Genomic DNA, 22,015 nt, shown 5'->3' with positions numbered 1-22,015 from the left:
TTCCCGGCCGTGCCACGCGTGACGCCCCGGGGATGGGGTCAGGGCGTGGCCGGCACGATCGGCGCCACCGGCTCCGGCGCCAGCAGCGTGCCTTGCCGCAGGCCCTTGATCGTGGCCAGCGCCAGCGCCGCGATCACCACCGACACCAGCGCCAGCAGCCCCAGTGCCGCCAACTGCAGCCCGGGGTGCGCCAGCGCCACGGCCAACTTGAAGGTCAGGGCGGTGAACGCCGCCAGCGGGAACGACACGGCCCAGAACGGCAGCGCGAACGGCTGCGCGAAGTAGCGCCGCGCCTGCGTGCCGACCCACAGCAGCATGAACAGGCCCACGCCCCACACGGTGGCTGCCACCCCCGGCGGCCAGCCGAAGCGCAGCGCGCACAGCCCCACCACCGCCGCCGGCGCCAGCGAGATGAACCAAGTCGGATGCAGCCGCGGCGGCATCGGCCCGTGCGCCAGCCGCCGCACCACCAGCAGCGTGAACACCACCGGCCAGAAGAACACCCCGATGCCGAAGTGCACCGCCGACCACAGGGCGTGCTCGAAGCCGACGCCGGCCAGAGGCGCGACGACGTTGCCGACCACCGGGATGTAGAGCACCGGGGTGACGCCGTTCCACAGCGACTGCGCATCTGGGGCGTGCGCCACGGTGGGGGCCAGCCACCGCCCCAGCGCCCAGACAGTGACGCCGAGCTGGCCGATCGAGCCGATCCACCACAGCGCCTGCGCCAGCGGCCGCGCCAGGTCCACCGCCTGCAGCCAGGTCGCCAGCAGGAGCAGCGCCACCGGCATCGCGGCGACGAAGGCGTGGCGCACCGGATGGCGCAGATCCTCGGCGACGGCCTCGGGATGTCGCTGCCAGCGGCGCAGCGAACCCGCAAGCAACACCACGAACACCGTCGCGGCCAGCGCACCGATGACCAGCGCCGCCCCCTCGGCCCAGGGGCCGAGCACGGGGCCGGCGGCGTGCCAGGCCAGCGCCAGGCCGCTGAGGCCCATCACCAGCGTGAACCAGCCGGGATGCAGGAACTTCAGTGGGGTGGGATGGGCACCGTTCATCGCGGCCTCCGCCTCGGCCTCAGCAGGCCTTGCAGGGGATGGCGGCCTCGGGCACGCCCAGCTTCTTCAGGATGATGGCCAGCGGGCAGAAGTTGGTGAAGCCGAACTGGAACAGGTTCAGCCCGACGAAGGCCGTGAAGGCCAGGAACCACTCGCTGACGAACAGCGGGCTGGCGGGCGCGCCCAGCGCCACCGACAGGAACACGAACAGGCCCGCGATCACACGGATCCAGCGCTCGACGGTCATGATGCTCTCCTCACTGGCAAGGGTTGGGGCAGGGTTGCAGGAAAAACGGGATTCAGGCGGGGCGCGGCGCGCCCGGTGCCTCGTGGCGGCGCCGGTACACGGCGTAGTACAGCACCGGGATCACCACCAGCGTCAGCAAGGTGGAGACGGCGATGCCGAAGATCAAGGACACGGCCAGGCCGTTGAAGATCGGGTCGTCCAGGATGAAGAACGCCCCGAGCATCGCCGCCAGGGCGGTGAGCGCGATCGGTTGCGCGCGCACCGCGGCGGACTGGATCACGGCCTCCTTGAACGGCATGCCGCGCGCGGTCTCCAGCTCGATGAAGTCCACCAGCAGGATCGAGTTGCGCACGATGATGCCGGCCAGCGCGATCATGCCGATCATGCTGGTGGCGGTGAACTGCGCGTCCAGCAGCGCGTGGCCCGGCATGATGCCGATCATCGTCAGCGGGATCGGCGCCATGATGATCAGCGGCGTCAGGTAGCTGCGGAACTGCGCCACCACCAGCAGGTAGATCAGCACCAGACCGACCGCGTAGGCCGCCCCCATGTCGCGGAACGTCTCGTAGGTGACCTGCCACTCGCCGTCCCACTTGATGGCGTAGCCGCGCCAGGGGTCTTCGGGCTGGCGGATCCAGTATTCGCCCAGCGGCCCGGCCTCGGGCAGCGCGGCCTCGGCCAGCCGGCTGCGGATGGCGAACATGCCGTACAGCGGCGAGTCGGTGCGCCCGGCCATGTCGCCCAGCACGTACACCACCGGCAGCAGGTCCTTGGTGAAGCGCGGCTGGTCGATGACGCCGTGCTCGATGCGCACCAGCTCCGACAGCGGCACCATGCGGCCGTCGGCGGCTTTGAGCGGCAGCGCCAGCACCGCGTCCAGCCCGACCTGACGCTCGCGCGGCAGCTGCAGCCGCACCGGCACCGCGTATTTGGCGTAGCCGTCGTGCAGGTAGGCCGCATCGCTGCCTGAGAGCGCCGTGTAAACCGTCTGCGCGATCACCTGCGCCGGGATACCCAGCCGCTCGGCGCGCGCGCGCTCGATGCGCAGAAACACGCGCGGCACCTCCTCTTTGAGCGTGGTGTCGATGCCGACGATGTCGGGCGTGTCGGCAAACGCTTTGGTCACGCGGCGCGCGAGCTCGGCGCGGCCGACCTCGTCCGGGCCGTACACCTCGGCCACGATGGGCGACAGCACCGGCGGCCCTGGCGGCACCTCGACCACCTTGATGCGCCCGCCGTGCGCCTGGGCGATCGCCTCTAGCCCCGGGCGCAGCCGCTGCGCGATGGCGTGGCTTTGCTCCTTGCGGTGCTTGGTGTCAACCAAGTTGACCTGCAGGTCACCCTGCTCGGCGTCGGCGCGTAGGTAGTACTGCCGCACCAGGCCGTTGAAGGTGATCGGGCTGGCGGTGCCGGCGTAGCCCTGCACATGGGTGACTTCGGGCTGCTGCGCCAAAAACGCCGTCATGTCCTGCAGCGCCGCGGCGGTGTCTTCCAGCGCCGTGCCGGCGGGCATTTCCAGCACCACCTGGAACTCGCTCTTGTTGTCAAACGGCAGCATCTTGAGGATCACCGCCTGCACCACCGCCAGTCCGATCGACAGGAACAGGCCCGCCAGCACGCCCAGCGCCAGTAGCCAGCGGTGACGGGCGTTTTCCAGAAACGGCGTCAGCACGCGCGTGAAGAAGGTCTGCAGCCCGCGCGTCAGCCTGGACGGCCCGTGCCCCGCGTGGCCGGCAGCGCCATGCGCGCCCATCAGCTTCCACGCCAGCCACGGCGTGATGGTGAACGCCACCGCCAGCGAGATCGCCATGCCCATGCTGGCGTTGATCGGGATCGGGCTCATGTACGGCCCCATCAGGCCGGTGACGAAGGCCATCGGCAGCAGCGCCGCGATCACCGTCAGGGTGGCCAGGATCGTCGGCCCGCCGACCTCGTCCACCGCGCGCGGGATGATCTCGCGCAGCGGTGCCTCGGGCGTGAGCAGGCGGTGGCGGTGGATGTTTTCCACCACGACGATGGCGTCGTCCACCAGGATGCCGATCGAAAAAATCAGCGCGAACAGCGACACGCGGTTGAGCGTGAAGCCCCACGCCCACGAGGCAAACAGCGTCGCGGTCAACGTCAGGATCACCGCGACGCCGACGATGACCGCCTCGCGCCGGCCCAGCGCCAGCCCGACCAGCACGATCACGCTGCCGGTGGCGAAGATCAGCTTGCTGATCAGCTTGTTGGCCTTGTCGGCGGCGGTGGCGCCGTAGTCGCGGCTGATCGTCACCTCGACGCCATCGGGGATGAGCGTGTTGTGCAGGCGCTGCAGCTGCTGCGTGGCGGCGCGCGCCACGTCCACGGCGTTCTCACCCGGCTTCTTGGTCACGATGACCGTGACGGCGGGGTAGGCCTGGCCGGGCTGCGCGCCCTGCGGCAGCGTGGCCGCCGGCCCCGGCGTGTGCCAGACGTAGCGGCGCGGCAGTTGCGCGCCTTCCTCGATGCGCGCCACCTCGCGCAGGTACACCGGGCGGCCCTGGTGCACGCCGACCACGATGTCGCCGACGTCCTGCACGCTTTTCAGGAACTCGCCGGTTTCCACCGTCAGCAGGCCCGGCTCGCCGGGCTGCTGGCGCGGCTGCGCCACGGTGCCGGACGGCATGGCCTGGTTGGCGGCGGCGATCGCCTGGTGGATGGCCTGCAGCGGCACGCCGCGCGCGCGCAGCCGCTCCGGCTCGATCCAGACGTGGATGGCGCGCCCGGGGCCGCCGATGGTCTGCACCTCGCGCGTGCCGGGCACGCGCTTGAGCTCGGTCTCGATGGCGTGCGCGACGCGCTCGATTTCCCACGCGCTCGTGCCGGCGGGGCTCCACAGCGTGGCGGCCAGCACCGGCACGTCGTCGATGCCCTTGGGCTTGACGATCGGCGGCAGCACGCCCAGGCCCTGCGGCAGCCAGTCCTGGTTGGCGTTGAGCACGTCGTACAGGTGCACCAGCGCCTCGGTGCGCGGCACGCCGACCTTGAACTGCACCGTCAGCACCGCCACGCCGGGGCGCGAGACGCTGTAGGTGTGCTCGATGCCTTGGATCTGCGACAGCACGTGCTCGGCGGGCTGCGCCACCATCTTTTCCACGTCCGCGGCGGAGGCGCCGGGGAATGGGATCAGCACGTTGGCCATCGTGACGTTGATCTGCGGCTCCTCCTCGCGCGGCGTGACCAGCACCGCAAAGAGGCCCAGCAGCAGCGCCACCAGCGCCAGCAGCGGCGTGATGGCGTTGGCCTGGAAGGCGCGCGCGATCACGCCGGAGATGCCCAGCCGTTCGGTCTGGGTACCGGTGGGGGTAGTTTGGGGTTCGGCGTTCATCGGCCGTTCTCCTGCGTGCGGGGAGGGGGACGATGGCCGATCACTGCGCCGGCTGCGCACCGCGCAGCCCCGCGCGCACCGGATCGAGCGCCACGCGCTCGCCCGGCTGCAGGCCCGACAGGATCTCGACCCCGGCCTCGCCGTGGTCGGCACCGGTGCGCACCGCACGCAGCACGAAGCCCGCGGGCGCCCCGGCCGGTGCCGCCACATAGGCTGCGGTCAGCTCGCCCCGGCGCAGCAGGGCGCTGGCCGGCACCACCAGCCGCTCGTCGCTGCCGGCGGCAAAACGCACCTTGACCGCCTGACCGGGCAGCACACCCTGTGCATCGGCGGCCGCGAGCGGCAGGCGCCACTCCACTGTCTGCGCCACGGGATCGGCGGCCGGCAGGCGGCTGCGGCCGCTGGGCTGCACCCAGCGCCCATCGGGCAGGCGCACCTCGACGCGCTGGGCGCGCTCCGCCAGCGCCGACTGCGACGCCGGCACGTACACGGTGGCGCGCAGTGGCTGCGGCGCGTAGACCGTCAGCACCGGGCGGCCCGGCGCGGCCAGGTCGCCGGCCTCGGCGTGCGTAGCCAGCACGAAGCCGTCGAACGGCGCGGTCAACCGCGTGAAACCCTGCGCCAGCGCGGCCTGCGACTGCGCGGCCTTGGCCTGCTGCAGCGCGGCGCGTGCGGCGGCGGCCTGGGCCTCGGCGGTGTCCAGCGCCGCCTGTGACACGAAGCCCTGCGCGCGCAGCTCGCGCGTGCGCTTGGCGTGGGCCTCGGCGTTGCGCAGCTCGGCTTCGACCTGTGCCACCGCGCCGCCGGCGCGCTGCACGCCGGCCGTGGTCTCGCGGTCGTCGATCACCGCCAGCACCTGCCCGGCGCGCACGCGGTCACCGGCCTTGACGTGCAGCTGCACGATGCGGCCGCTGGCCTGGGCCGCCAGCGTGGCCTGCTGTTGCGCTTCGATGGTGGCGTCCAGCAACAGCGCCTGGCCGACCGGGCGGCGGGTGGCTTCGGCCACCGGCACGCGTGGGCCGGCCGCCTCGGGCTGGGCCCAGGTCAGGGGGGGCAGCGCGCCGCCGAGCAGCGCGGTGGCAACGGCCGCGCCGAGCCAGCGCCGGCGGGCCAGCAGGGGGCGGGGCGTCGTGCGTCGATCCATGGCTTGATCCTCCATTGGACGCGAGTATAGCGCCATACCCCCAGGAGTACAAGGGCTACGGCGTGTCGGCCTCGTCGACGGCGAACGGCACGCGCGCCGCCACCGCGCACAGCAGCTCGTAGGCAATGGTGCCGGCGGCCTGCGCCACCTCGTCCACCGGCAGCACCGCGCCGCTGCCGCTGCGGCCCCACAGCACCACTTCGTCGCCGATGTGGCACGGGCCGCCGGCGGCCTCCACCGGGGTCAGGTCCACCGCCAGCATATCCATACTGACGCGCCCGACCAAGTGGGTGCGCACGCCGCGCACCAGCACCGGCGCGCCGGGGGCTTGCGACAGGCTGGCGTGGCGCGGGTAGCCGTCGGCGTAGCCGCAGGCGACGATGCCGACGCGCAGGTCGCGCGGTGCGGTGAAGGCGGAGCCATAGCCGACCGTCTCGCCGGCGGCCACCGGCTGGATGGCGATCAGCCGGCTGGCCAGCGTCATCGTCGGCTGCAGGTCCCAGTCGGCGGCGGCGTGCGCCGGGTGGTCCGGCGCGCTGCCGTAGAGGGCGATGCCGGCGCGCACCCAGTCCGCGGCCAGCGCCCCGCCGCCGTCGCCCAGGCGCAGCCGCAGCGCGTGGCGCAGCGTGGCGGCGCTGTTGCACAGGCTGCGCTCGCCGGGCAGGTCGCGCGTGGCGCGCACGAACGCCTCCACCTGGTGCAGCACGCCCTCGCGCCCGTGGCGCAGCCCGTCGGCGTCGGAAAAGTGCGTCATCAGCCCGATCTCACCCACCTGCGGCAGCGCCTGCAGCCGCGCCCAGGCGGCGCGGTAGGCCTCGGGGCGAAAGCCGAGCCGGTTCATGCCGGAGTTCATCTTCAGGAACACGTGGTGCGGCTGGTGGGTCTTGTGCGCCGCCAGCCAGTCGATCTGCTCCTCGGTGTGCACCACGTGCCACAGGTCCAGGCGCGAGCAGGTCTCCAGGTCGCGCGGCTCGAAGCAGCCCTCCAGCAGCAGGATCGGGCCGCGCCAGCCCAGCGCGCGCAGCCGCTCGGCCTCGGCCAGATCCAGCAGCGCGAAGCCGTCGGCGCCGCGCAGCGCCGGCCAGACGCGCTCGATGCCGTGGCCATAGGCGTTGGCCTTGACGACCGCCCACACGCGCGCGTCGCCGGCGGCGGCGCGGCAGCGGTGCAGGTTGTGGCGCAGGGCATCCAGATGCACGGTGGCGAGGATCGGGCGAGGCATGGCAAGCAAAGGGAAAAGGGGAACTGGCGGACAGAGGACGGCGCAGGCGCATGCTATAAACCGCGCACCCTGCGCCAGACGCGACTTTCGCACAGGCGGGCGGTGCGCGCCCCCCGATTCGAGGCTTTCTTTCGGATATTTCGCCCCCATGAAGCGCGGCTTCTACACCATCATGACGGCGCAGTTCTGCAGCTCGTTGGCCGACAACGCGCTGTTCGTGGTGGCGGTGGAGCTGCTGCGCAGCCGCGGCGCGCCGGAGTGGCAGGCCGCCGCGCTGGTGCCGATGTTCGCGCTGTTCTACGTGCTGCTGGCGCCGTGGGTCGGGGCGTTCGCGGACTCGCGGCCGAAGGGGCAGGTCATGTTCATCAGCAACGCCATCAAGGTGGTGGGCTGCGTGCTGATGCTGACCCCCGTGCATCCGCTGCTGGCCTACAGCTTGGTGGGGCTGGGCGCGGCGGCGTATTCGCCGGCCAAGTACGGCATCCTCACCGAGCTGCTGCCGCCGTCGCAGCTGGTCAAGGCCAATGGCTGGATCGAGGGGCTGACGATCGCCTCCATCATCCTCGGCGTCGTGCTGGGCGGGCAGCTCGTCTCGCCGGCAGTGGCGGCGTGGCTGGCGGCGCACGAGGCGGCGTGGCTGCGCGCCTGGCTGCCGACGGCGGCGGAGCTGGCCATCGTCGGCCTGGTGGCGGTGTACGGGCTCGCGGCGGCGTTCAACCTGCGCATCCCGCGCACCACGGCGCCGCTGCGCCACCTGCCGCCCAACCCGCTGGCGCTGCTGCCGGACTTCTGGCGCTGCAACCTGCGCCTGTGGCGCGACCATCTGGGCCAGATCTCGCTGGCCACGACGACGCTGTTCTGGGGCGTCAGCGGCAACCTGCGCTACATCGTGCTGGCCTGGGCCGCCGCGGCGCTGGGCTACAACACCACGCAGGCCTCCAGCTTGGTCGGCGTGGTGGCGGTCGGCACGGCGGTGGGGGCGGTGGTGGCCTCGGTGCGCATGCGCATCGACCAGGCCCCGCGCGTGATGCCGCTGGGCGTGGCGATGGGGCTGCTGGTGGTGCTGATGGTGGTCATCCGCGACGTCTGGGTGGCTGCGCCGTTCCTGGTGCTGCTGGGGGCGCTGGGCGGCTTTCTGGTGGTGCCGATGAACGCGCTGCTGCAGCACCGCGGCCACAACCTGATGGGCGCCGGCCGCTCGATCGCGGTGCAGAACTTCAACGAGCAGACCTGCATCCTGGGGCTGGGCTTCCTCTACAGCGCCGCCACCGGGGCGGGGCTGTCGGCGTTTGGCGCCATCACCGTGTTCGGCCTGCTGGTGGCTGGGGTGATGGTGCTGATCACGCGCTGGCACCGGCACAATTTGCGCCACCATTCGCACGAGCTGGCCCGCTTGTTCGAGATCGCCCGCCGCGACGACCTGCACGGCTGAGCGGCGCCGGCGGCGGCCGAAAGTGACCCCATCATCCGAGGAGACCCCGCCATGGTTTCGTCCCGTTCGTCGTCCGCCCCGTTCGCCCAGTTGGCCCAGTCAGTCCCGCTGTCCCGCCGTGCCTGGCTGCACACGGCGGCTTGGGGGGGGGGCCGCACTTGCCGTGTCGCCCGCATCCGGCTACGCGCAGACCGGCGGCTGGCCGTCGCGGCCGCTGCGCCTGTTGGTGGGTTTCCCGCCCGGCTCGTCGCCCGACCTGACCGCACGCACCCTGGCCGAGCCGCTGGCCCAGGTGCTCGGCCAGCCGGTGGTGGTGGAAAACCGTCCGGGCGCGGGCGGCAACATCGCCGCGGAGCAGGTGGCGCGCGCCAGCGATGGCCACACCTTGGGTCTGATGATCAACGGCAATCTGACCATCGCCAAGATCCTCAACCCCGCCACGCCCTACGATCCGCTGACCGACCTGGCCCCGGTGTCGCTGGTCGGCACCGCGCCGCTGGTGCTGACGGCTTCGACCCGGCTGCCGGCCGAGCCCGCCGCCGTCCTGGCCGCGGGGCGCGAGGCGGGCGACCGCTGGAACTACGGCACCCCGGGGGCGGGCACGGTCGCCCACATCGGGATGGAGATGCTCAAGGCCGCCGCGGGCTGGCGCGCCGTGCATGTGCCGTATTCGGGCAATCCGCAGGTGGTCACGGCCATGATCCAGGGCGATGTGCAGGTGGCCCTGCTGCCGCCCGGCGTGGCGCTGCCGCAGGTGCAGGCGGGCCGGCTGCGCGCGGTGGGGTTGACCTCCCCCGGGCGCAGCACGCTGGCCCCGCAGGTGCCCAGCCTGGCGGAGCTGGGCCTGCGCGGCTTCGATCTGGAAATCTGGAACGCCGTCGCCGCGCCGGTGACCTGGCCCGCGGTGCAGATTCAGCGCGTGGCCGCGGCGCTGGCCGAGATCGTGCGGCGGCCCGAGGTGCGCCAAAGGCTGTTTGCCCAGGGCTGGCAGGTGGCCGGCACGGCGCCCGAGGGGCTGGCCCAGCGCGTGCGCACGGACACCGCGCGCATGAAGGCGATCATCGAGCGCAACGGCATCCGCGCGCAGTGAGCGCATCGGGGCGCGCCGCAGCGCCCGGGCGCTCCCCGTTTCAGCGGGCCAGCAGCGCCAGCAGGCCCTGCATCAGCCAGGGCAAGGCCAGGGCGTTGAATAGGGCGGCCAGCCCCATGGCCAGTCCGGCGAAGGCGCCCATCGTGGGGCTGACCTGAAAGGCCCGCGCGGTGCCGATGCCGTGGGCCGTGACGCCCAGGGCAAAGCCGCGCACCATGGGGTCGGCGATGCCCAGCCGTTCGAACAGCCAGCGCGCCGTCGCCGCGCCCAAGATGCCGGTGACCACGACCAGCACCGCGGTCAAGGACGGCAGCCCCCCCAGGCGCTCGGCGATGCCCATCGCCACCGGGGTGGTCACCGACTTGGGGGCCAGCGAGGCCAGCGTCTGCGGGCTGGCCCCCAGCAGCCAGCCCAGCGCCACGGCGCTCACTGCCGCGGCCAGCGCCCCGGTCACCAGCCCTGCGACCAGCGGTGCCCAGGTGCGCCGCAGCAGCGGCCACTGCGCGTGCAGGGCGACGGCGAGCGCCACCGTCGCCGGACCGAGCAGAAAGTGCACGAACTGCGCCCCTTCGAAATACGTGGCGTAGGGCGTGCCGGTCAGGGTCAACAGCCCGCCGATCAGCGCGACGGCGATGGCCACGGCCTCGTCTCCCAGCCGCTGCAGGTGTTGCACCACCCCCACCCCGGCCGGCACAAACAGCAGCGACAGATGCTGCAGCAGGCCCTGGGTGGTGGGCTGCAAGGCGTCGCGCCAGGCCGGGCGCGCCATCAGCAGCGCCAGCAACAGCGCCATGCCCAGCACCGGCCCGGGGATGGGCAGGCCCAGCATCCGCACCAGCACCTCCCCGGCCAGTTGCAAGGTCAACAGGGCGGTCAGAGCGGGCAGCATGGCGGGCGATGCGCTAGGCTGGGGTCCGTGCAGGGCTGGCGGCCAGGGCCTCGTCCACCACCTCCACCCAGTGGCGCACCGGGGTGGCGGTGCCGCTTTGCAGGTGGGTGATGCAGCCGATGTTGGCCGACACAATCGTCTGGGGGGCGGCGGCTTCCAGGTGCCCCAGCTTGCGGTCGCGCAACTGGCGGCTCAGCGTCGGCTGCAGCACGCTGTAGGTGCCGGCCGATCCGCAGCACAGGTGCGACTCCTGCCGTGCCAGCGTGACCTCGAAGCCCAGCTCGCCCAGGTGCCGCTCCACGCCGCCGCGCAGCTTCTGGCCGTGCTGCAGCGTGCAGGGGGGGTGAAACACCAGCCGCCGGGGCACCGACGCGGGCAGGCCGTCGCCCAGCCGCTGCCGCCAGGCGGGCACCAGGTCGGGCAGCAGCTCGCTCAGGTCGCGCGTCAGGTCGCTGATCCGGCGCGCCTTGTCGGCATAGGCCGGGTCGTGCCGCAGCGCGTGCGCGTAGTCCTTCACCATCACGCCGCAGCCCGAGGCGTTCATGACGATGGCCTCGACGCCGGGGCTGCCATCGGTGGGTTCGATCCAGGGCCACCAGGCGTCGATGTTGGCGCGCATGTCGTCCAGCGCCCCCACCTGGTCGTCCAGGTGGAAGCGGATGGCGCCGCAGCAGCCGGCCTTGGGCGCCACCACGGTCTGGATGCCCGCGGCGTCCAGCACGCGCGCCGTCGCGGCGTTGATGGTGGGCATCATCGCCGGCTGCACGCAGCCGGCCAGCATCAGCACGCGGCGTGGCCGGGGCGTCTGCGGCCATGCGCCGGCCTCGCGCCGGGCCGGCACCTTGGCCTGCAGCGGGGCGGGCAGCACATCGCGCACGGCCTGCCCCAGCCGCATCGCGGGGCCGAACAGCGGCGAGGTCAACCCTTCGCGCAGCAGCCAGCGCACCGCCCGCTCGCCCGCCGGGCGCTGCACGCGCGCTTCGACCACCTTGCGCCCGATGTCCAGCAGATGGCCGTACTCCACCCCGCTCGGGCAGGTGCTTTCGCAGTTGCGGCAGGTCAGGCAGCGGTCCAGGTGTTGCTGCGTCGCCCGGGTGGGCTCGGCGCCTTCCAGCACCTGCTTGATCAGATAGATGCGTCCCCGCGGTCCGTCCAGCTCATCGCCCAGCAGCTGATAGGTCGGGCAGGTGGCGGTGCAAAAGCCGCAGTGCACGCAGCGCCGCAGGATGGCGTCGGCCGTCTGGCCGTCGGGTGTGCTCAAAAACTCGGCAGCGAGTCGGGTTTGCATGGATCAAAATCCCCAGACGCCCGGCTGAAAGAGGCCGTGCGGATCGAACGCGGCCCGCACGCGCTGTTGCAGCGCGCGCAACGGATCCTCGGGCGGCGTGAAGCGGCCGCGCGCCTGCGGCGTCGCGGCCGGGGCGCGAAACAGCGTCGCATGCCCGCCCGCCTGCCGGGCCATGGCGCGCAGGGTGTCCGCGGCATCCAGCGGCGCCCACACCCAGCGCTGCCCGCCAAACCACTCGACCAGCGTCGGCCCGGGCAGCGCCAGCACGGGGGCGGTGGGCGCCACCGACAGCCGCCACAGCCCATGGGCGGGCGACGGCGGGGTGGCAAAGAAGGGCAGCGTCTGCTCGCGGGTGGCCTCCCACTCGCGCTGGGCGGCGGAGGGGTCCAGCCGATCCCCCCCCACCTCGGCCAGCAACCGTTGGCAGGCCGTCTCGACCGCGGCGGCCGCGCCGCGCAGCCGCAGCAGCAGGGTGCCGCCCGCGTCGTCCTGCCACCGGCTGGCGTTGAGCGGCAGCGGCTGGGCGCGCCAGCGCGCCAGTCGTTGCAGGGCCGCGTCGGCGGACAGCGGCAGCCGCAGGGTGGCTTCGCCGGCCGGCCGGGGCAGGACCTTGAGCGAGACCTCCGTGATCAGCCCCAGCGTGCCGAGGCTGCCGGCCAGCGCCCGGCTGACGTCGTAGCCGGCGACGTTCTTCATCACCTGGCCGCCAAAGGTCAGGTCCTCGCCCCGGCCGTTGAGCAGCCGTGCCCCCAGCACATAGTCGCGCACGCCCCCCACGGCGGCGCGCGCCGGGCCGGCCAGGCCGGCCGCCACCATGCCCCCGACGGTCGCCCCCTCGCCCAAGTGCGGCGGCTCGAAAGGCAGATACTGGGCGTGGCGGGCGAGGGCGGCCTCCAGTTCGCTCAACCGGGTGCCGCAGCGGGCCGTGATCACCAGCTCGGTCGGCTCGTGGCTCAGGATGCCCGCGTATGCGCGCGTGTCCACGACCTCGGCCTCGGCGTCGACGGGGTCGCCATAGAACGCCTTGGTGCCGCCGCCGCGCAGACGCAAGGGGCGGCGATCGGCGGCCGCGGCGCGGATGCGCTCGGCCCATGCGCGCAGCACGTCATCCGCTGCGCCGTCGCCGGGGGGCAAAAAGGGGGTATCGTCGGCCATGGGCGGCAATGGTAGCCCGCGCGGGCACCGCTGGCGTGAACTTTTTGAATGGCGGGCTTGAGCCGGTCTGCGCCGGCCCGGGGTGCCTTGGCGCCCGCTCCACCGGCCCCGTCCGTTTCATCAGTCCCAATACGTCGCCGGCGGCAGGCCGGGGGTGGCCACCCGGCGCGCGAACACGGCACCGCTGTGCGGGTAGTGTGCCAGCTCGGCGGCCGAGCGGCGTTGCCGCGCCGTGGTGACGAACAGGGTGCGCAGGTCCGGCCCGCCAAAACACACCATGGTCGGACATTGGGCCGGTACCGGCCAGTCGGCCAGAATCTGCCCGCTGGGGCTCAGGCACAGCACCCGCGCCCCTTCGAACATTGCCACCCAGTAGTTGCCCGCGCTGTCGATGGCGGCGCCATCCGGACGGCCCCCGTAGCCCTGGCCCAGGTCCTGCTCGAAGCGCCAGTCCGCCGGGCGCGCATCGAACCGCTTGAGCAGCAACCGCATCCCCAGCACCGGCGGCCATTGGCCGGCCGACACCATCGGCAGGGTGTACACCGCGTGGCCGTGGGAATCGGCCCAATACAGCAGCTTGCCGTCGGGCGCCCAGGCCAGCCCGTTGAAGGTGTACACGCCCGACTGGATCAGCGCGAGTTCGGGCCGCTGCCGGTCGCGTGCGCGCAGGCAGTACAGCGCGGCGTCGGGCCGGTCGCGGGCATCGACACTGCTGCCCACCCAAAAGCGCCCCCAGGGGTCGCACTTGCCGTCGTTGAAGCACACCCGGCGCGCGTCGTAGGGCGCGTCGGCGATGCGCTCCAGCGGCAGGGTCCAGTCCGACAGGTGGTAGATGCCGTCGCGCAGCGCGATCAGCCAGCCCCCGCGGCGGCAGGGCACCAGGGCCCCGGGCGCCTGGGGCAGCTCCCGGAACTCGCTGCGGCCGCTGGGCACATGCAGCCGCCACAGCCGCTGCAAGCCGGCGTCGATCCAGTACAGCCGATCCTCCAGCCCGCGCCAGACGGGCGATTCGCCATGGGCGCAGACGGGCGGCGTCAGGCAGGTCCAGCCGCCCATCCCGGCGGCATCGCCGTCGGCATCGGGGGGAGGGGTCGTGGCCATGCACCGATCTTATGCCATGCGCTGCGGGCGGCGCAGCCCCTGGCATACACTGCGGACCATGTTGTGGGTCAAAACCTTTCACATCGTCTTCATCGCCAGTTGGTTTGCCGGGCTGTTCTACCTGCCGCGCATCTTCGTCAACCTGGCGATGGTGCCGGCCGACAGCCCGGCCGAGCGCGAGCGGTTGCTGCTGATGGCGCGCAAGCTGTTGCGCTTCATGACGCTGCTGGCGGTGCCCGCGCTGGCGCTGGGTTTGTGGCTGTGGCTGGGCTATGGCATCGGTCTGGGGCCGGGCAACGGCTGGATGCACGCCAAGCTGGCGATCGTGGTGCTGCTCATCGGCTACCACCACGCTTGCGCGCGGCTGTTGCGCCGCTTCGAGACGGGCACCAACCGCCATGGCCACCGGTGGTACCGCTGGTTCAATGAGGTGCCGGTGCTGCTGATGCTGGTGGCGGTGGCGCTGGTGGTCGTCAAGCCCTTCTGAGCCGGGTGGCGGTGAGGCCGACTTCCGCGCCCCAGCCCGGTGCGCGCAGTTTGTCGCTGGCCTGGCCCTTGCTGGGCTGCTACACGGTGCTGGTCGTCTATGCCAGCCTGTTTCCGTTCGAGGGCTGGCGGGCGCAAGGGGTGGCGCCATGGGCCTTTCTGACCGCGCCCTGGCCGCGGTACTGGACCCGTTTCGACGTCGTCGCCAACCTGTTGGGTTATGTGCCGCTCGGGGCCCTGCTCACGGTGGCCCTGGCCCGCGCCGGGTGGCCGCGGGGGGCGCCCGTGCTGGGCGTCGTCGGGCCGGCGCTGCTGTCCCTGGCCATGGAGGCCACCCAGACCTACCTGCCGCAGCGGGTGCCGTCGCAAGCCGACGCCCTGCTCAACGCCATCGGCGCTCTGATCGGCGCGGTCGGGGCCACGGTGCTGCTGCGCTGGCGGGTGCTCGGGTCGTGGGCGCAATTTCGCGCCCGCTGGCAGCAGCCGGGTGGGCAGTGGGCATGGGCGGTGTTGCTGCTGTGGCCCCTGGCCGTGCTGTACCCCACGCCCGTGCCGTTTGGCACCGGCCAGTTCTGGCCGCGGCTGGAGGCGGCGCTGTGGCGGGCCGCGGAGGGCTCGCCGCTGCAGGCGTGGCTGCCGCAAAGCCCGCCCCTGGCTGCGCCCAGTCCCCTGACCGAAGCGCTGCTGGTCGCCTTGAGCCTTTGGCTGCCCGTGCTGCTGGGCTATGCCAGCGTGCGCCACATTGGGCAGCGCAGCGTCTTTGCCCTGCTGTTCGGCGCGGTGGCCTGGGGCAGCGGGGCCTTGTCGGCCGTGCTGTCTTTCGGCCCGCTGCACGCCTGGGCGTGGCTCACGCCGCCCACGCAGTTGGGCTTGGCCGCAGCCGGGGCGATGTCGCTGTTTGCCCTGCCGCTCGGCTCGCGTGCGGCGGCGCTGCTGGCCGTGCTCGCCGGGGGGCTGATGCTGGGCTTGCTCAACCGCGTGCCCGACCCCGCCTATCTGGGGGAGTGGTTGCAGACCTGGGAGCAGGGGCGCTTCAGCCGCTTTCACGGTCTGTCCCAGTGGCTGGGTTGGCTCTGGCCCTGGGCCGCCCTGGCCGCGGCGGCCCGGCTGGCCCTGCGCCGCAGCGAAGGGGCGTCCTACAATCGTCGCCCATGACCGACGCCACGCACGACGCGGCCACGCCGCCGCCTTACTATCGCCGCCACATCTTCTTCTGCTTAAACGACCGGGCCAACGGCGAGGCCTGCTGCGCCCGCCACGGCGCCCAGCAGGCGTTCGAGCACTGCAAGGCGCAGGTGCGCGCCCTCGGGCTGGCCGGCCCGGGGCAGGTGCGGGTCAACAAGGCGGGCTGCCTGGACCGCTGTGCCGGCGGGCCGGTGGCGGTCGTGTACCCGGACGGGGTCTGGTACACCTATGTGGACCTCGCCGACATCGACGAGATCGTCACTTCGCACCTGCGCGACGGGGTGGTCGTCGACCGGTTGCGCCTGCCCCCGGACGTGGGGCGCTGACGCAAAGGGGCGGCCCTGCCGATGAACGCCCACACCGAGTCGTCCTTCATCCCCGGGCCGGCCGGCCCGCTGGAGCTGGCGATCGATCGCCCCACCGTGCCCCGCCCGGACGGCGGGGTGGCGGTGATCGCCCATCCGCACCCCTTGTTTGGCGGCACCCTTCACAACAAAGTGGTGCAGATGCTCGCCCGCGCCTTCGTGCAGCAGGGCTGGGTAGCGGTGCGCTTCCATTTCCGCGGTGTGGGGGGCAGCGCGGGCGTGCACGACCACGGCGTGGGCGAGCTCGATGACCTGCTCGCGGTGGTGGGGGCGTGCGCGGCCGAGCCCGTCCCGCTGGCGCTGGCCGGGTTTTCGTTCGGCGGCTATGTGGCGGCGGCTGCGGCCGCCCGCCTGGGGGCGCAGCGGCCCATGCAGGCCTTGACGCTGGTGGCCCCGGCCGCCAGCCGTTTCACGCTCCCCGCGCTGGATGCGGAACTCCACGAACGCACCCTGGTCGTTCATGGGGAGGTCGACGACACCGTGCCGCTGGCCGCAGTGCTCGACTGGGCGCGCCCGCAGGGGCTGCCCATCACCGTGGTGCCCGGGGGGGAACACTTCTTCCACGGGCGTCTGCCGTTGCTCAAGTCCTTGGTCGTGCGCCATCTGCGCGCGCTGTGATCCGCCGCCCCCGCCGCGGGTGGCCTGGAGGGTTTTCCGTCGTGTCCGTCGTTGCGTTGTTTTTGCCGTTCGCTGCCATCCGTGCCGGTCTGCACCGGCTGCGTCGCCTGGGTGGGGGCGCCCTCGTCGCGCTGTGCGCCTGGGCGCTGGGCGTGGGGCTGGCGCAGGCCCAGGCGCCCCAGCCGCCGGAGGTGGCCGCGCGGGCGTGGCTGCTGCTGGACGCCACCAGCGGTCAGGTGCTCGCCGCCAAGGACCCGGACGAAGCGGTCGAGCCGGCGTCGCTGACCAAGCTGATGACGGCGTATCTGGTGTTCGATGCGCTCAAGTCGCGCAAGCTGGCCCTGGACCAAAAGCTCGTCGTCAGCGAGCGGGCGTGGCGCATGCCCGGCTCGCGCATGTTCATCACCCCCAACGCGCAGATCCCGGTGGAAGATCTGCTCAAAGGCATGATCGTGCAGTCGGGCAACGATGCCACCGTGGTGCTGGCCGAAGGTGTCGGGGGCACGGTGGAGCATTTCGTCGAGCTGATGAACCGGCAGGCCAAGGCCCTGGGGCTGACGCGCACCCAGTTCCAGAACCCGGAGGGGCTCACCGCCCCGGGGCACACCACGACCGCGCGCGATTTGGCCACCCTGGCCATGCGTCTGATGCGCGACTTTCCCGAGTACGTGGGGTACTACGCCATTCAGCGCTACCGCTACCCCGGCACGCCCGCGGCCAACGACACCAACCGCAACCTGCTGCTGTTTCGCGATCCCACGGTGGACGGGCTCAAGACCGGGCACACCGCCGCGGCGGGCTACTGCCTCGTGGCTACGGCGCGCCGGCCCGTGCCGGGCCTGGGCGAGGGGGCAGCTGGGCAGCGCCGCCTGATCAGCGTCGTGCTGGGGGCGGCCAGCGAAAACGCCCGCGCCGCCGAAAGCCAGAAACTGCTCAACTGGGGCTACACCGCGTTCGAGGCCGTGCGGCTGTCGGCGCCGGGCCAGCCCGTCGCCACCCCCACGGTCTGGAAGGGCCGTGCCAGCGAGGTCAAGCTCGGCCGCCCGGAGGGCGTGGTGGTGACCGTACCGGCCGGCATGGCCAAAGGACTGCGCACCGAGGTGGTGCGCCCCGACCCGCTGGTCGCGCCGCTGCAAAAAGGCCAGCCACTGGGCACGCTGCGCGTGCTCTCCGCAGGGGGCGAGCCCGTCGCCGAAGTGCCGCTGGTCGTGCTGGAGACCGTCGACGAGGCTGGGCTGTTGGGGCGGCTGTGGGGCGCACTGCGCCTGTGGATCCGCTGAACGCGTCGTCCGGCCATTGCGCCCAACCCCGGCGCGTGTTACAGTAGCGGGCTTTTCGGATTCGTCCGAAGGGCGAATCGTTTTCTTTGACGTTTAGGGACGTTATGCCAACCATCAACCAACTCGTGCGCCACGGGCGGACGGTCGAGAAGACCAAGTCCAAGAGCCCGGCGATGGAGAACTGCCCCCAGCGGCGGGGTGTGTGCACCCGCGTCTACACCACGACGCCCAAGAAGCCGAACTCGGCGCTGCGTAAGGTCGCCAAGGTGCGCCTGACCAACGGCTTCGAGGTCATCTCGTACATCGGCGGTGAAGGCCACAACCTGCAAGAGCACTCGGTGGTGCTCGTGCGCGGCGGCCGTGTGAAGGACCTGCCCGGCGTGCGCTACCACATCGTGCGCGGCTCGCTGGACCTGCAGGGCGTCAAGGACCGCAAGCAAGCCCGCTCCAAGTACGGCGCCAAGCGGCCCAAGAAGGCCTGATCGGCGCATGCCACGCGTGTGCGGCCGTCATGCGGCTGTCACGCATCGGTGTCGGAATGCCTAGCTGGCGGGCCTCCGGCAGTGTGACCGCGGCAACCCCAGGGTGCCGGTGGTCGAGTAAGTGAGGGTCCCGATGGCCCTCGTGGCACTTGGGTGCCAACTGAAGCAAAAAGGATCGAACCATGCCACGTCGTCGCGAAGTCCCTAAACGCGAAATCCTGCCGGATCCCAAGTTCGGCAATGTCGAGCTCTCCAAGTTCATGAACGTCGTCATGGAGAGTGGCAAGAAGGCGGTCGCCGAGCGCATCGTCTATGGCGCGCTCGAGCACATCGAGAAGAAGACCGGCAAAGACCCGCTGGAGGTTTTTTCGACCGCGCTCAACAACGTCAAGCCCCTCGTCGAGGTCAAGTCCCGCCGCGTCGGTGGTGCCAACTACCAGGTGCCGGTCGAAGTGCGCCCGGTGCGTCGCCAGGCGCTGGCCATGCGCTGGGTCAAGCAAGCCGCGCGCAAGCGCAGCGAGAAGTCGATGGCGCTGCGTCTGGCCAACGAGCTGATCGAGGCCACCGAAGGCCGCGGCGGTGCCATGAAGAAGCGCGACGAGGTCCACCGCATGGCCGAGGCCAACAAGGCGTTCAGCCACTTCCGCTTCTGACGCCGTCCGAGCGCCAGGCCGCGACCTCAACCCCAAGCCCGCCACCGCACTGCACGAGGTCGGCGGGCTTCGCCCATCCAAAATCGGAGTTTTCTCATGGCACGTACCACGCCCATCGAGCGTTACCGCAACATCGGCATTTCGGCGCACATCGATGCCGGCAAGACCACCACGACCGAGCGCATCCTGTTCTACACCGGCGTGAACCACAAGCTCGGTGAGGTGCACGATGGCGCCGCCACCATGGACTGGATGGAGCAGGAGCAGGAGCGCGGCATCACCATCACGTCCGCCGCGACCACTTGCTACTGGCGCGGCATGGACCTCAATTTCCCCGAGCACCGCTTCAACATCATCGACACCCCGGGCCACGTGGACTTCACCATCGAGGTGGAGCGCTCCATGCGCGTGCTCGACGGCGCCTGCATGGTGTACTGCGCGGTCGGTGGCGTGCAGCCGCAGTCGGAGACCGTCTGGCGTCAGGCCAACAAGTACAAGGTGCCCCGTCTGGCCTTCGTCAACAAGATGGACCGCACCGGCGCCAACTTCTTCAAGGTCTACGAGCAGATGAAGCTGCGCCTGAAGGCCAACCCGGTGCCCATCGTCATCCCCATCGGCGCCGAGGACAACTTCCAGGGCGTGGTGGACCTCATCAAGATGAAGGCCATCATCTGGGACGAGGCTTCCCAGGGTATGAAGTTCGAGTACCGCGAGATCCCGGCCGAGCTGGTGGATCAGGCCAACGAATGGCGCGAAAAGATGGTCGAAGCCGCGGCCGAGGCCAGCGAAGAGCTGATGAACAAGTACCTCGAGACCGGTGAGCTGACCGAGGACGAGATCATCGCCGGCCTGCGCCAGCGCACCATCGCGGTGGAAATCCAGCCCATGCTGTGCGGCACCGCCTTCAAGAACAAGGGCGTGCAGCGCATGCTGGATGCGGTCATTCAGTTCCTGCCCTCGCCGGTGGACATCCCGCCGGTGGCTGGCACCGACGACAACGAGCAGCCCGCTTCCCGTCAGGCCAGCGACGAGGAAAAGCTCTCCGCCCTGGCGTTCAAGCTGATGAGCGACCCGTTCGTGGGTCAGCTCACCTTCGTGCGCGTCTACTCGGGCGTGCTGCGCAAGGGCGACACCGTGCTCAACTCGGTCAAGGGCAAGAAGGAGCGCATCGGCCGCATCGTGCAGATGCACGCCAACAACCGCCAAGAGATCGAAGAAATCCGTGCTGGCGACATCGCCGCCTGCGTGGGCCTCAAGGAAGTCACCACCGGCGAGACGCTGTGCGACCCGGCGGCGCCGATCGTGCTGGAGCGCATGGTGTTCCCCGAGCCGGTAATCCGGCAGGCGGTCGAACCCAAGGCCAAGGCCGACCAGGAAAAGATGGGCATCGCGCTGTCGCGCCTGGCCGCCGAGGATCCGTCGCTGCGCGTCTACACCGACGAAGAATCCGGCCAAACCATCATCGCCGGTATGGGCGAGCTGCACCTGGAGATCATTGTCGACCGCATGAAGCGCGAGTTCGGCGTCGAGGCCAACGTGGGCAAGCCGCAGGTCGCCTACCGCGAAACCATCCGCGGCACGGTGGAAGAGGCCGAAGGCAAGTTCGTGCGCCAGTCCGGCGGTAAGGGCCAGTACGGTCACGTCGTCTTCAAGATCGAGCCCAACGAAGCTGGCAAGGGCTTCGAATTCATCGACGCCATCAAGGGTGGCGTGGTGCCGCGCGAGTACATCCCGGCCGTGCAAAAGGGTGTCGAAGAGGCGCTGCAGACCGGCGTGCTGGCCGGCTACCCGGTCGTCGACGTCAAGGTCACGCTGCACTTCGGTTCGTACCACGAGGTGGACTCGTCCGAACAGGCGTTCAAGATGGCTGCCATCTTCGGCTTCAAGGAAGGCTGCAAGAAGGCCCAGCCCGTCATCCTCGAGCCCATGATGGCCGTGGAAGTCGAGACGCCGGAGGAATACGCCGGCAACGTGATGGGCGACCTGTCGTCCCGCCGCGGCATGGTGCAAGGCATGGACGACCTGCCCGGCGGCGGCAAGGTCATCAAGGCCGAGGTGCCGCTGTCCGAGATGTTCGGCTACTCCACCACGCTGCGCTCCATGTCGCAGGGCCGCGCGACCTACACGATGGAGTTCAAGCACTACAGCGAAGCCCCGCGCAACGTGCAGGAAGCCATCATCGCCGCGCGCGCGAAGTAACCCATCCCTCTGGTCTTGGGCACCCCGCTCGTGGGGGAGGTCCCGCTGCCCGTGGCGGGACCGCGCCCCAGACGTTAAACCCGCACGGGCACCGTTCTTTGATGCAAGGAAACTGCAATGGCAAAGGAAAAATTCGAGCGGACCAAGCCGCACGTCAACGTGGGCACGATTGGTCACGTGGACCACGGCAAGACGACGCTGACGGCGGCGATCACGACGGTGCTGGCGGCCAAGTACGGCGGGCAGGCCAAGGCGTATGACCAGATCGACGCGGCGCCCGAAGAAAAGGCGCGCGGCATCACCATCAATACCGCGCACGTCGAGTACGAGACGGCCAACCGCCACTACGCGCACGTTGACTGCCCTGGCCACGCCGACTACGTCAAGAACATGATCACCGGTGCCGCGCAGATGGACGGCGCCATCCTGGTCGTCTCCGCGGCCGACGGCCCCATGCCCCAGACCCGCGAGCACATCCTGCTGGCGCGCCAGGTGGGCGTGCCCTACATCATCGTCTTCATGAACAAGTGCGACATGGTGGACGATGCCGAGCTGCTCGAACTCGTCGAGATGGAAGTGCGCGAGCTGCTCTCCAAGTACGACTTCCCTGGTGATGACATCCCCATCATCAAGGGCTCCGCGCTCAAGGCGCTCGAAGGCGACAAGGGCGAGCTGGGCGAAGGCGCCATCATGAAGCTGGCCGAAGCGCTGGACAGCTACATCCCCACGCCCGAGCGCGCCATCGACGGCGCCTTCCTGATGCCCGTGGAAG

20 protein-coding genes are annotated in these 22,015 nt (G+C 71.1%); 11 read left to right on the top strand and 9 right to left on the bottom strand.

All coding sequences use genetic code 11. The features are described from left to right. Nucleotides 1–38: 38 nt before the first annotated feature. The 5 genes from Tfont_RS04770 to alr are packed head-to-tail and all read right to left on the bottom strand — an operon-like array spanning nt 39 to nt 7,020. On the bottom strand, nt 39–1,058 hold the full coding sequence (locus Tfont_RS04770; RefSeq protein WP_143968593.1) for an SLAC1 anion channel family protein: 1,020 nt from the start codon (nt 1,056–1,058) through the stop codon (nt 39–41). Nucleotides 1,059–1,077: 19 nt separating this feature from the next. Next, nucleotides 1,078–1,305 (bottom strand): YgaP family membrane protein, encoded by a 228-nt coding sequence (locus Tfont_RS04765; RefSeq protein WP_068607687.1) that lies wholly within the window; start codon nt 1,303–1,305, stop codon nt 1,078–1,080. A 52-nt stretch (nt 1,306–1,357) separates the two neighbouring features. Then, nucleotides 1,358–4,654 carry an efflux RND transporter permease subunit gene (locus tag Tfont_RS04760; RefSeq protein ID WP_143968592.1) on the bottom strand — a complete coding sequence of 1,099 codons (3,297 nt, stop codon included), beginning with the start codon at nt 4,652–4,654 and terminating at the stop codon, nt 1,358–1,360. A 40-nt stretch (nt 4,655–4,694) separates the two neighbouring features. Further along, the gene (locus Tfont_RS04755) at nt 4,695–5,798 is read right to left on the bottom strand and encodes an efflux RND transporter periplasmic adaptor subunit (protein ID WP_143968591.1); all 1,104 of its coding nucleotides are present in this window, start codon (nt 5,796–5,798) and stop codon (nt 4,695–4,697) included. Between the two features lie 55 nt (nt 5,799–5,853). Further along, nucleotides 5,854–7,020: an alanine racemase gene (alr, locus tag Tfont_RS04750; protein ID WP_143968590.1), complete on the bottom strand. Its 1,167-nt coding sequence runs from the start codon at nt 7,018–7,020 to the stop codon at nt 5,854–5,856. A 148-nt stretch (nt 7,021–7,168) separates the two neighbouring features. Between alr and lplT the strand changes: the two genes are divergently transcribed. Further along, entirely contained in the window at nt 7,169–8,452 is a 1,284-nt protein-coding gene (gene lplT, locus Tfont_RS04745; protein WP_143968589.1) for a lysophospholipid transporter LplT, read from the top strand. A 163-nt stretch (nt 8,453–8,615) separates the two neighbouring features. Further along, nucleotides 8,616–9,542 carry a Bug family tripartite tricarboxylate transporter substrate binding protein gene (locus Tfont_RS04740; protein WP_260682266.1) on the top strand — a complete coding sequence of 309 codons (927 nt, stop codon included), beginning with the start codon at nt 8,616–8,618 and terminating at the stop codon, nt 9,540–9,542. 40 nt (nt 9,543–9,582) lie between these two features. Here Tfont_RS04740 and Tfont_RS04735 read toward each other — a convergent pair whose 3' ends face one another. The 4 genes from Tfont_RS04735 to Tfont_RS04720 form a co-directional block, all read right to left on the bottom strand. After that, nucleotides 9,583–10,431: an LrgB family protein gene (locus tag Tfont_RS04735; protein WP_143968587.1), complete on the bottom strand. Its 849-nt coding sequence runs from the start codon at nt 10,429–10,431 to the stop codon at nt 9,583–9,585. Nucleotides 10,432–10,444: 13 nt separating this feature from the next. Then, on the bottom strand, nt 10,445–11,719 hold the full coding sequence (glcF, locus tag Tfont_RS04730) for a glycolate oxidase subunit GlcF (RefSeq protein WP_143968586.1): 1,275 nt from the start codon (nt 11,717–11,719) through the stop codon (nt 10,445–10,447). Between the two features lie 3 nt (nt 11,720–11,722). Next, a complete protein-coding gene (gene glcE / locus Tfont_RS04725) occupies nt 11,723–12,874 on the bottom strand; it encodes a glycolate oxidase subunit GlcE (RefSeq protein ID WP_143968585.1) in 1,152 nt (383 codons plus the stop codon). 120 nt (nt 12,875–12,994) lie between these two features. Next, nucleotides 12,995–13,975 (bottom strand): SMP-30/gluconolactonase/LRE family protein, encoded by a 981-nt coding sequence (locus Tfont_RS04720; protein WP_260682265.1) that lies wholly within the window; start codon nt 13,973–13,975, stop codon nt 12,995–12,997. Nucleotides 13,976–14,033: 58 nt separating this feature from the next. Here Tfont_RS04720 and Tfont_RS04715 point away from each other — a divergent pair, with 58 nt between their 5' ends. The 9 genes from Tfont_RS04715 to Tfont_RS04675 all read left to right on the top strand — a co-directional run. After that, nucleotides 14,034–14,462 (top strand): CopD family protein, encoded by a 429-nt coding sequence (locus Tfont_RS04715; RefSeq protein WP_068608240.1) that lies wholly within the window; start codon nt 14,034–14,036, stop codon nt 14,460–14,462. An 11-nt stretch (nt 14,463–14,473) separates the two neighbouring features. Next, nucleotides 14,474–15,616: a VanZ family protein gene (locus Tfont_RS04710; protein ID WP_231960207.1), complete on the top strand. Its 1,143-nt coding sequence runs from the start codon at nt 14,474–14,476 to the stop codon at nt 15,614–15,616. Further along, nucleotides 15,613–15,972, top strand: coding sequence for a (2Fe-2S) ferredoxin domain-containing protein (locus Tfont_RS04705; RefSeq protein WP_143968584.1), 360 nt, complete (start codon nt 15,613–15,615; stop codon nt 15,970–15,972). Before Tfont_RS04710 ends, Tfont_RS04705 begins: the two co-directional genes overlap by 4 nt. Before the next feature lie 21 nt (nt 15,973–15,993). Then, the gene (locus tag Tfont_RS04700) at nt 15,994–16,629 is read left to right on the top strand and encodes an alpha/beta hydrolase (protein ID WP_143968583.1); all 636 of its coding nucleotides are present in this window, start codon (nt 15,994–15,996) and stop codon (nt 16,627–16,629) included. Between the two features lie 107 nt (nt 16,630–16,736). Next, a complete protein-coding gene (locus Tfont_RS04695) occupies nt 16,737–17,909 on the top strand; it encodes a D-alanyl-D-alanine carboxypeptidase family protein (RefSeq protein WP_185974476.1) in 1,173 nt (390 codons plus the stop codon). A gap of 104 nt (nt 17,910–18,013) precedes the next feature. Next, the gene (gene rpsL, locus Tfont_RS04690) at nt 18,014–18,391 is read left to right on the top strand and encodes a 30S ribosomal protein S12 (protein ID WP_068607664.1); all 378 of its coding nucleotides are present in this window, start codon (nt 18,014–18,016) and stop codon (nt 18,389–18,391) included. 182 nt (nt 18,392–18,573) lie between these two features. Beyond that, nucleotides 18,574–19,044, top strand: coding sequence for a 30S ribosomal protein S7 (gene rpsG, locus Tfont_RS04685; RefSeq protein WP_068607662.1), 471 nt, complete (start codon nt 18,574–18,576; stop codon nt 19,042–19,044). A gap of 96 nt (nt 19,045–19,140) precedes the next feature. Then, a complete protein-coding gene (gene fusA / locus Tfont_RS04680; protein ID WP_068607659.1) occupies nt 19,141–21,243 on the top strand; it encodes an elongation factor G in 2,103 nt (700 codons plus the stop codon). A 117-nt stretch (nt 21,244–21,360) separates the two neighbouring features. Next, nucleotides 21,361–22,015: GTP-binding protein (locus Tfont_RS04675; RefSeq protein ID WP_143968582.1), on the top strand; the 655-nt coding region annotated here is incomplete at its 3' end.

Origin of the sequence: Tepidimonas fonticaldi (assembly GCF_007556755.1) — a bacterium.
GTDB lineage: Bacteria > Pseudomonadota > Gammaproteobacteria > Burkholderiales > Burkholderiaceae_C > Tepidimonas > Tepidimonas fonticaldi.
This window is presented reverse-complemented; position numbering and strand designations above follow the sequence as displayed.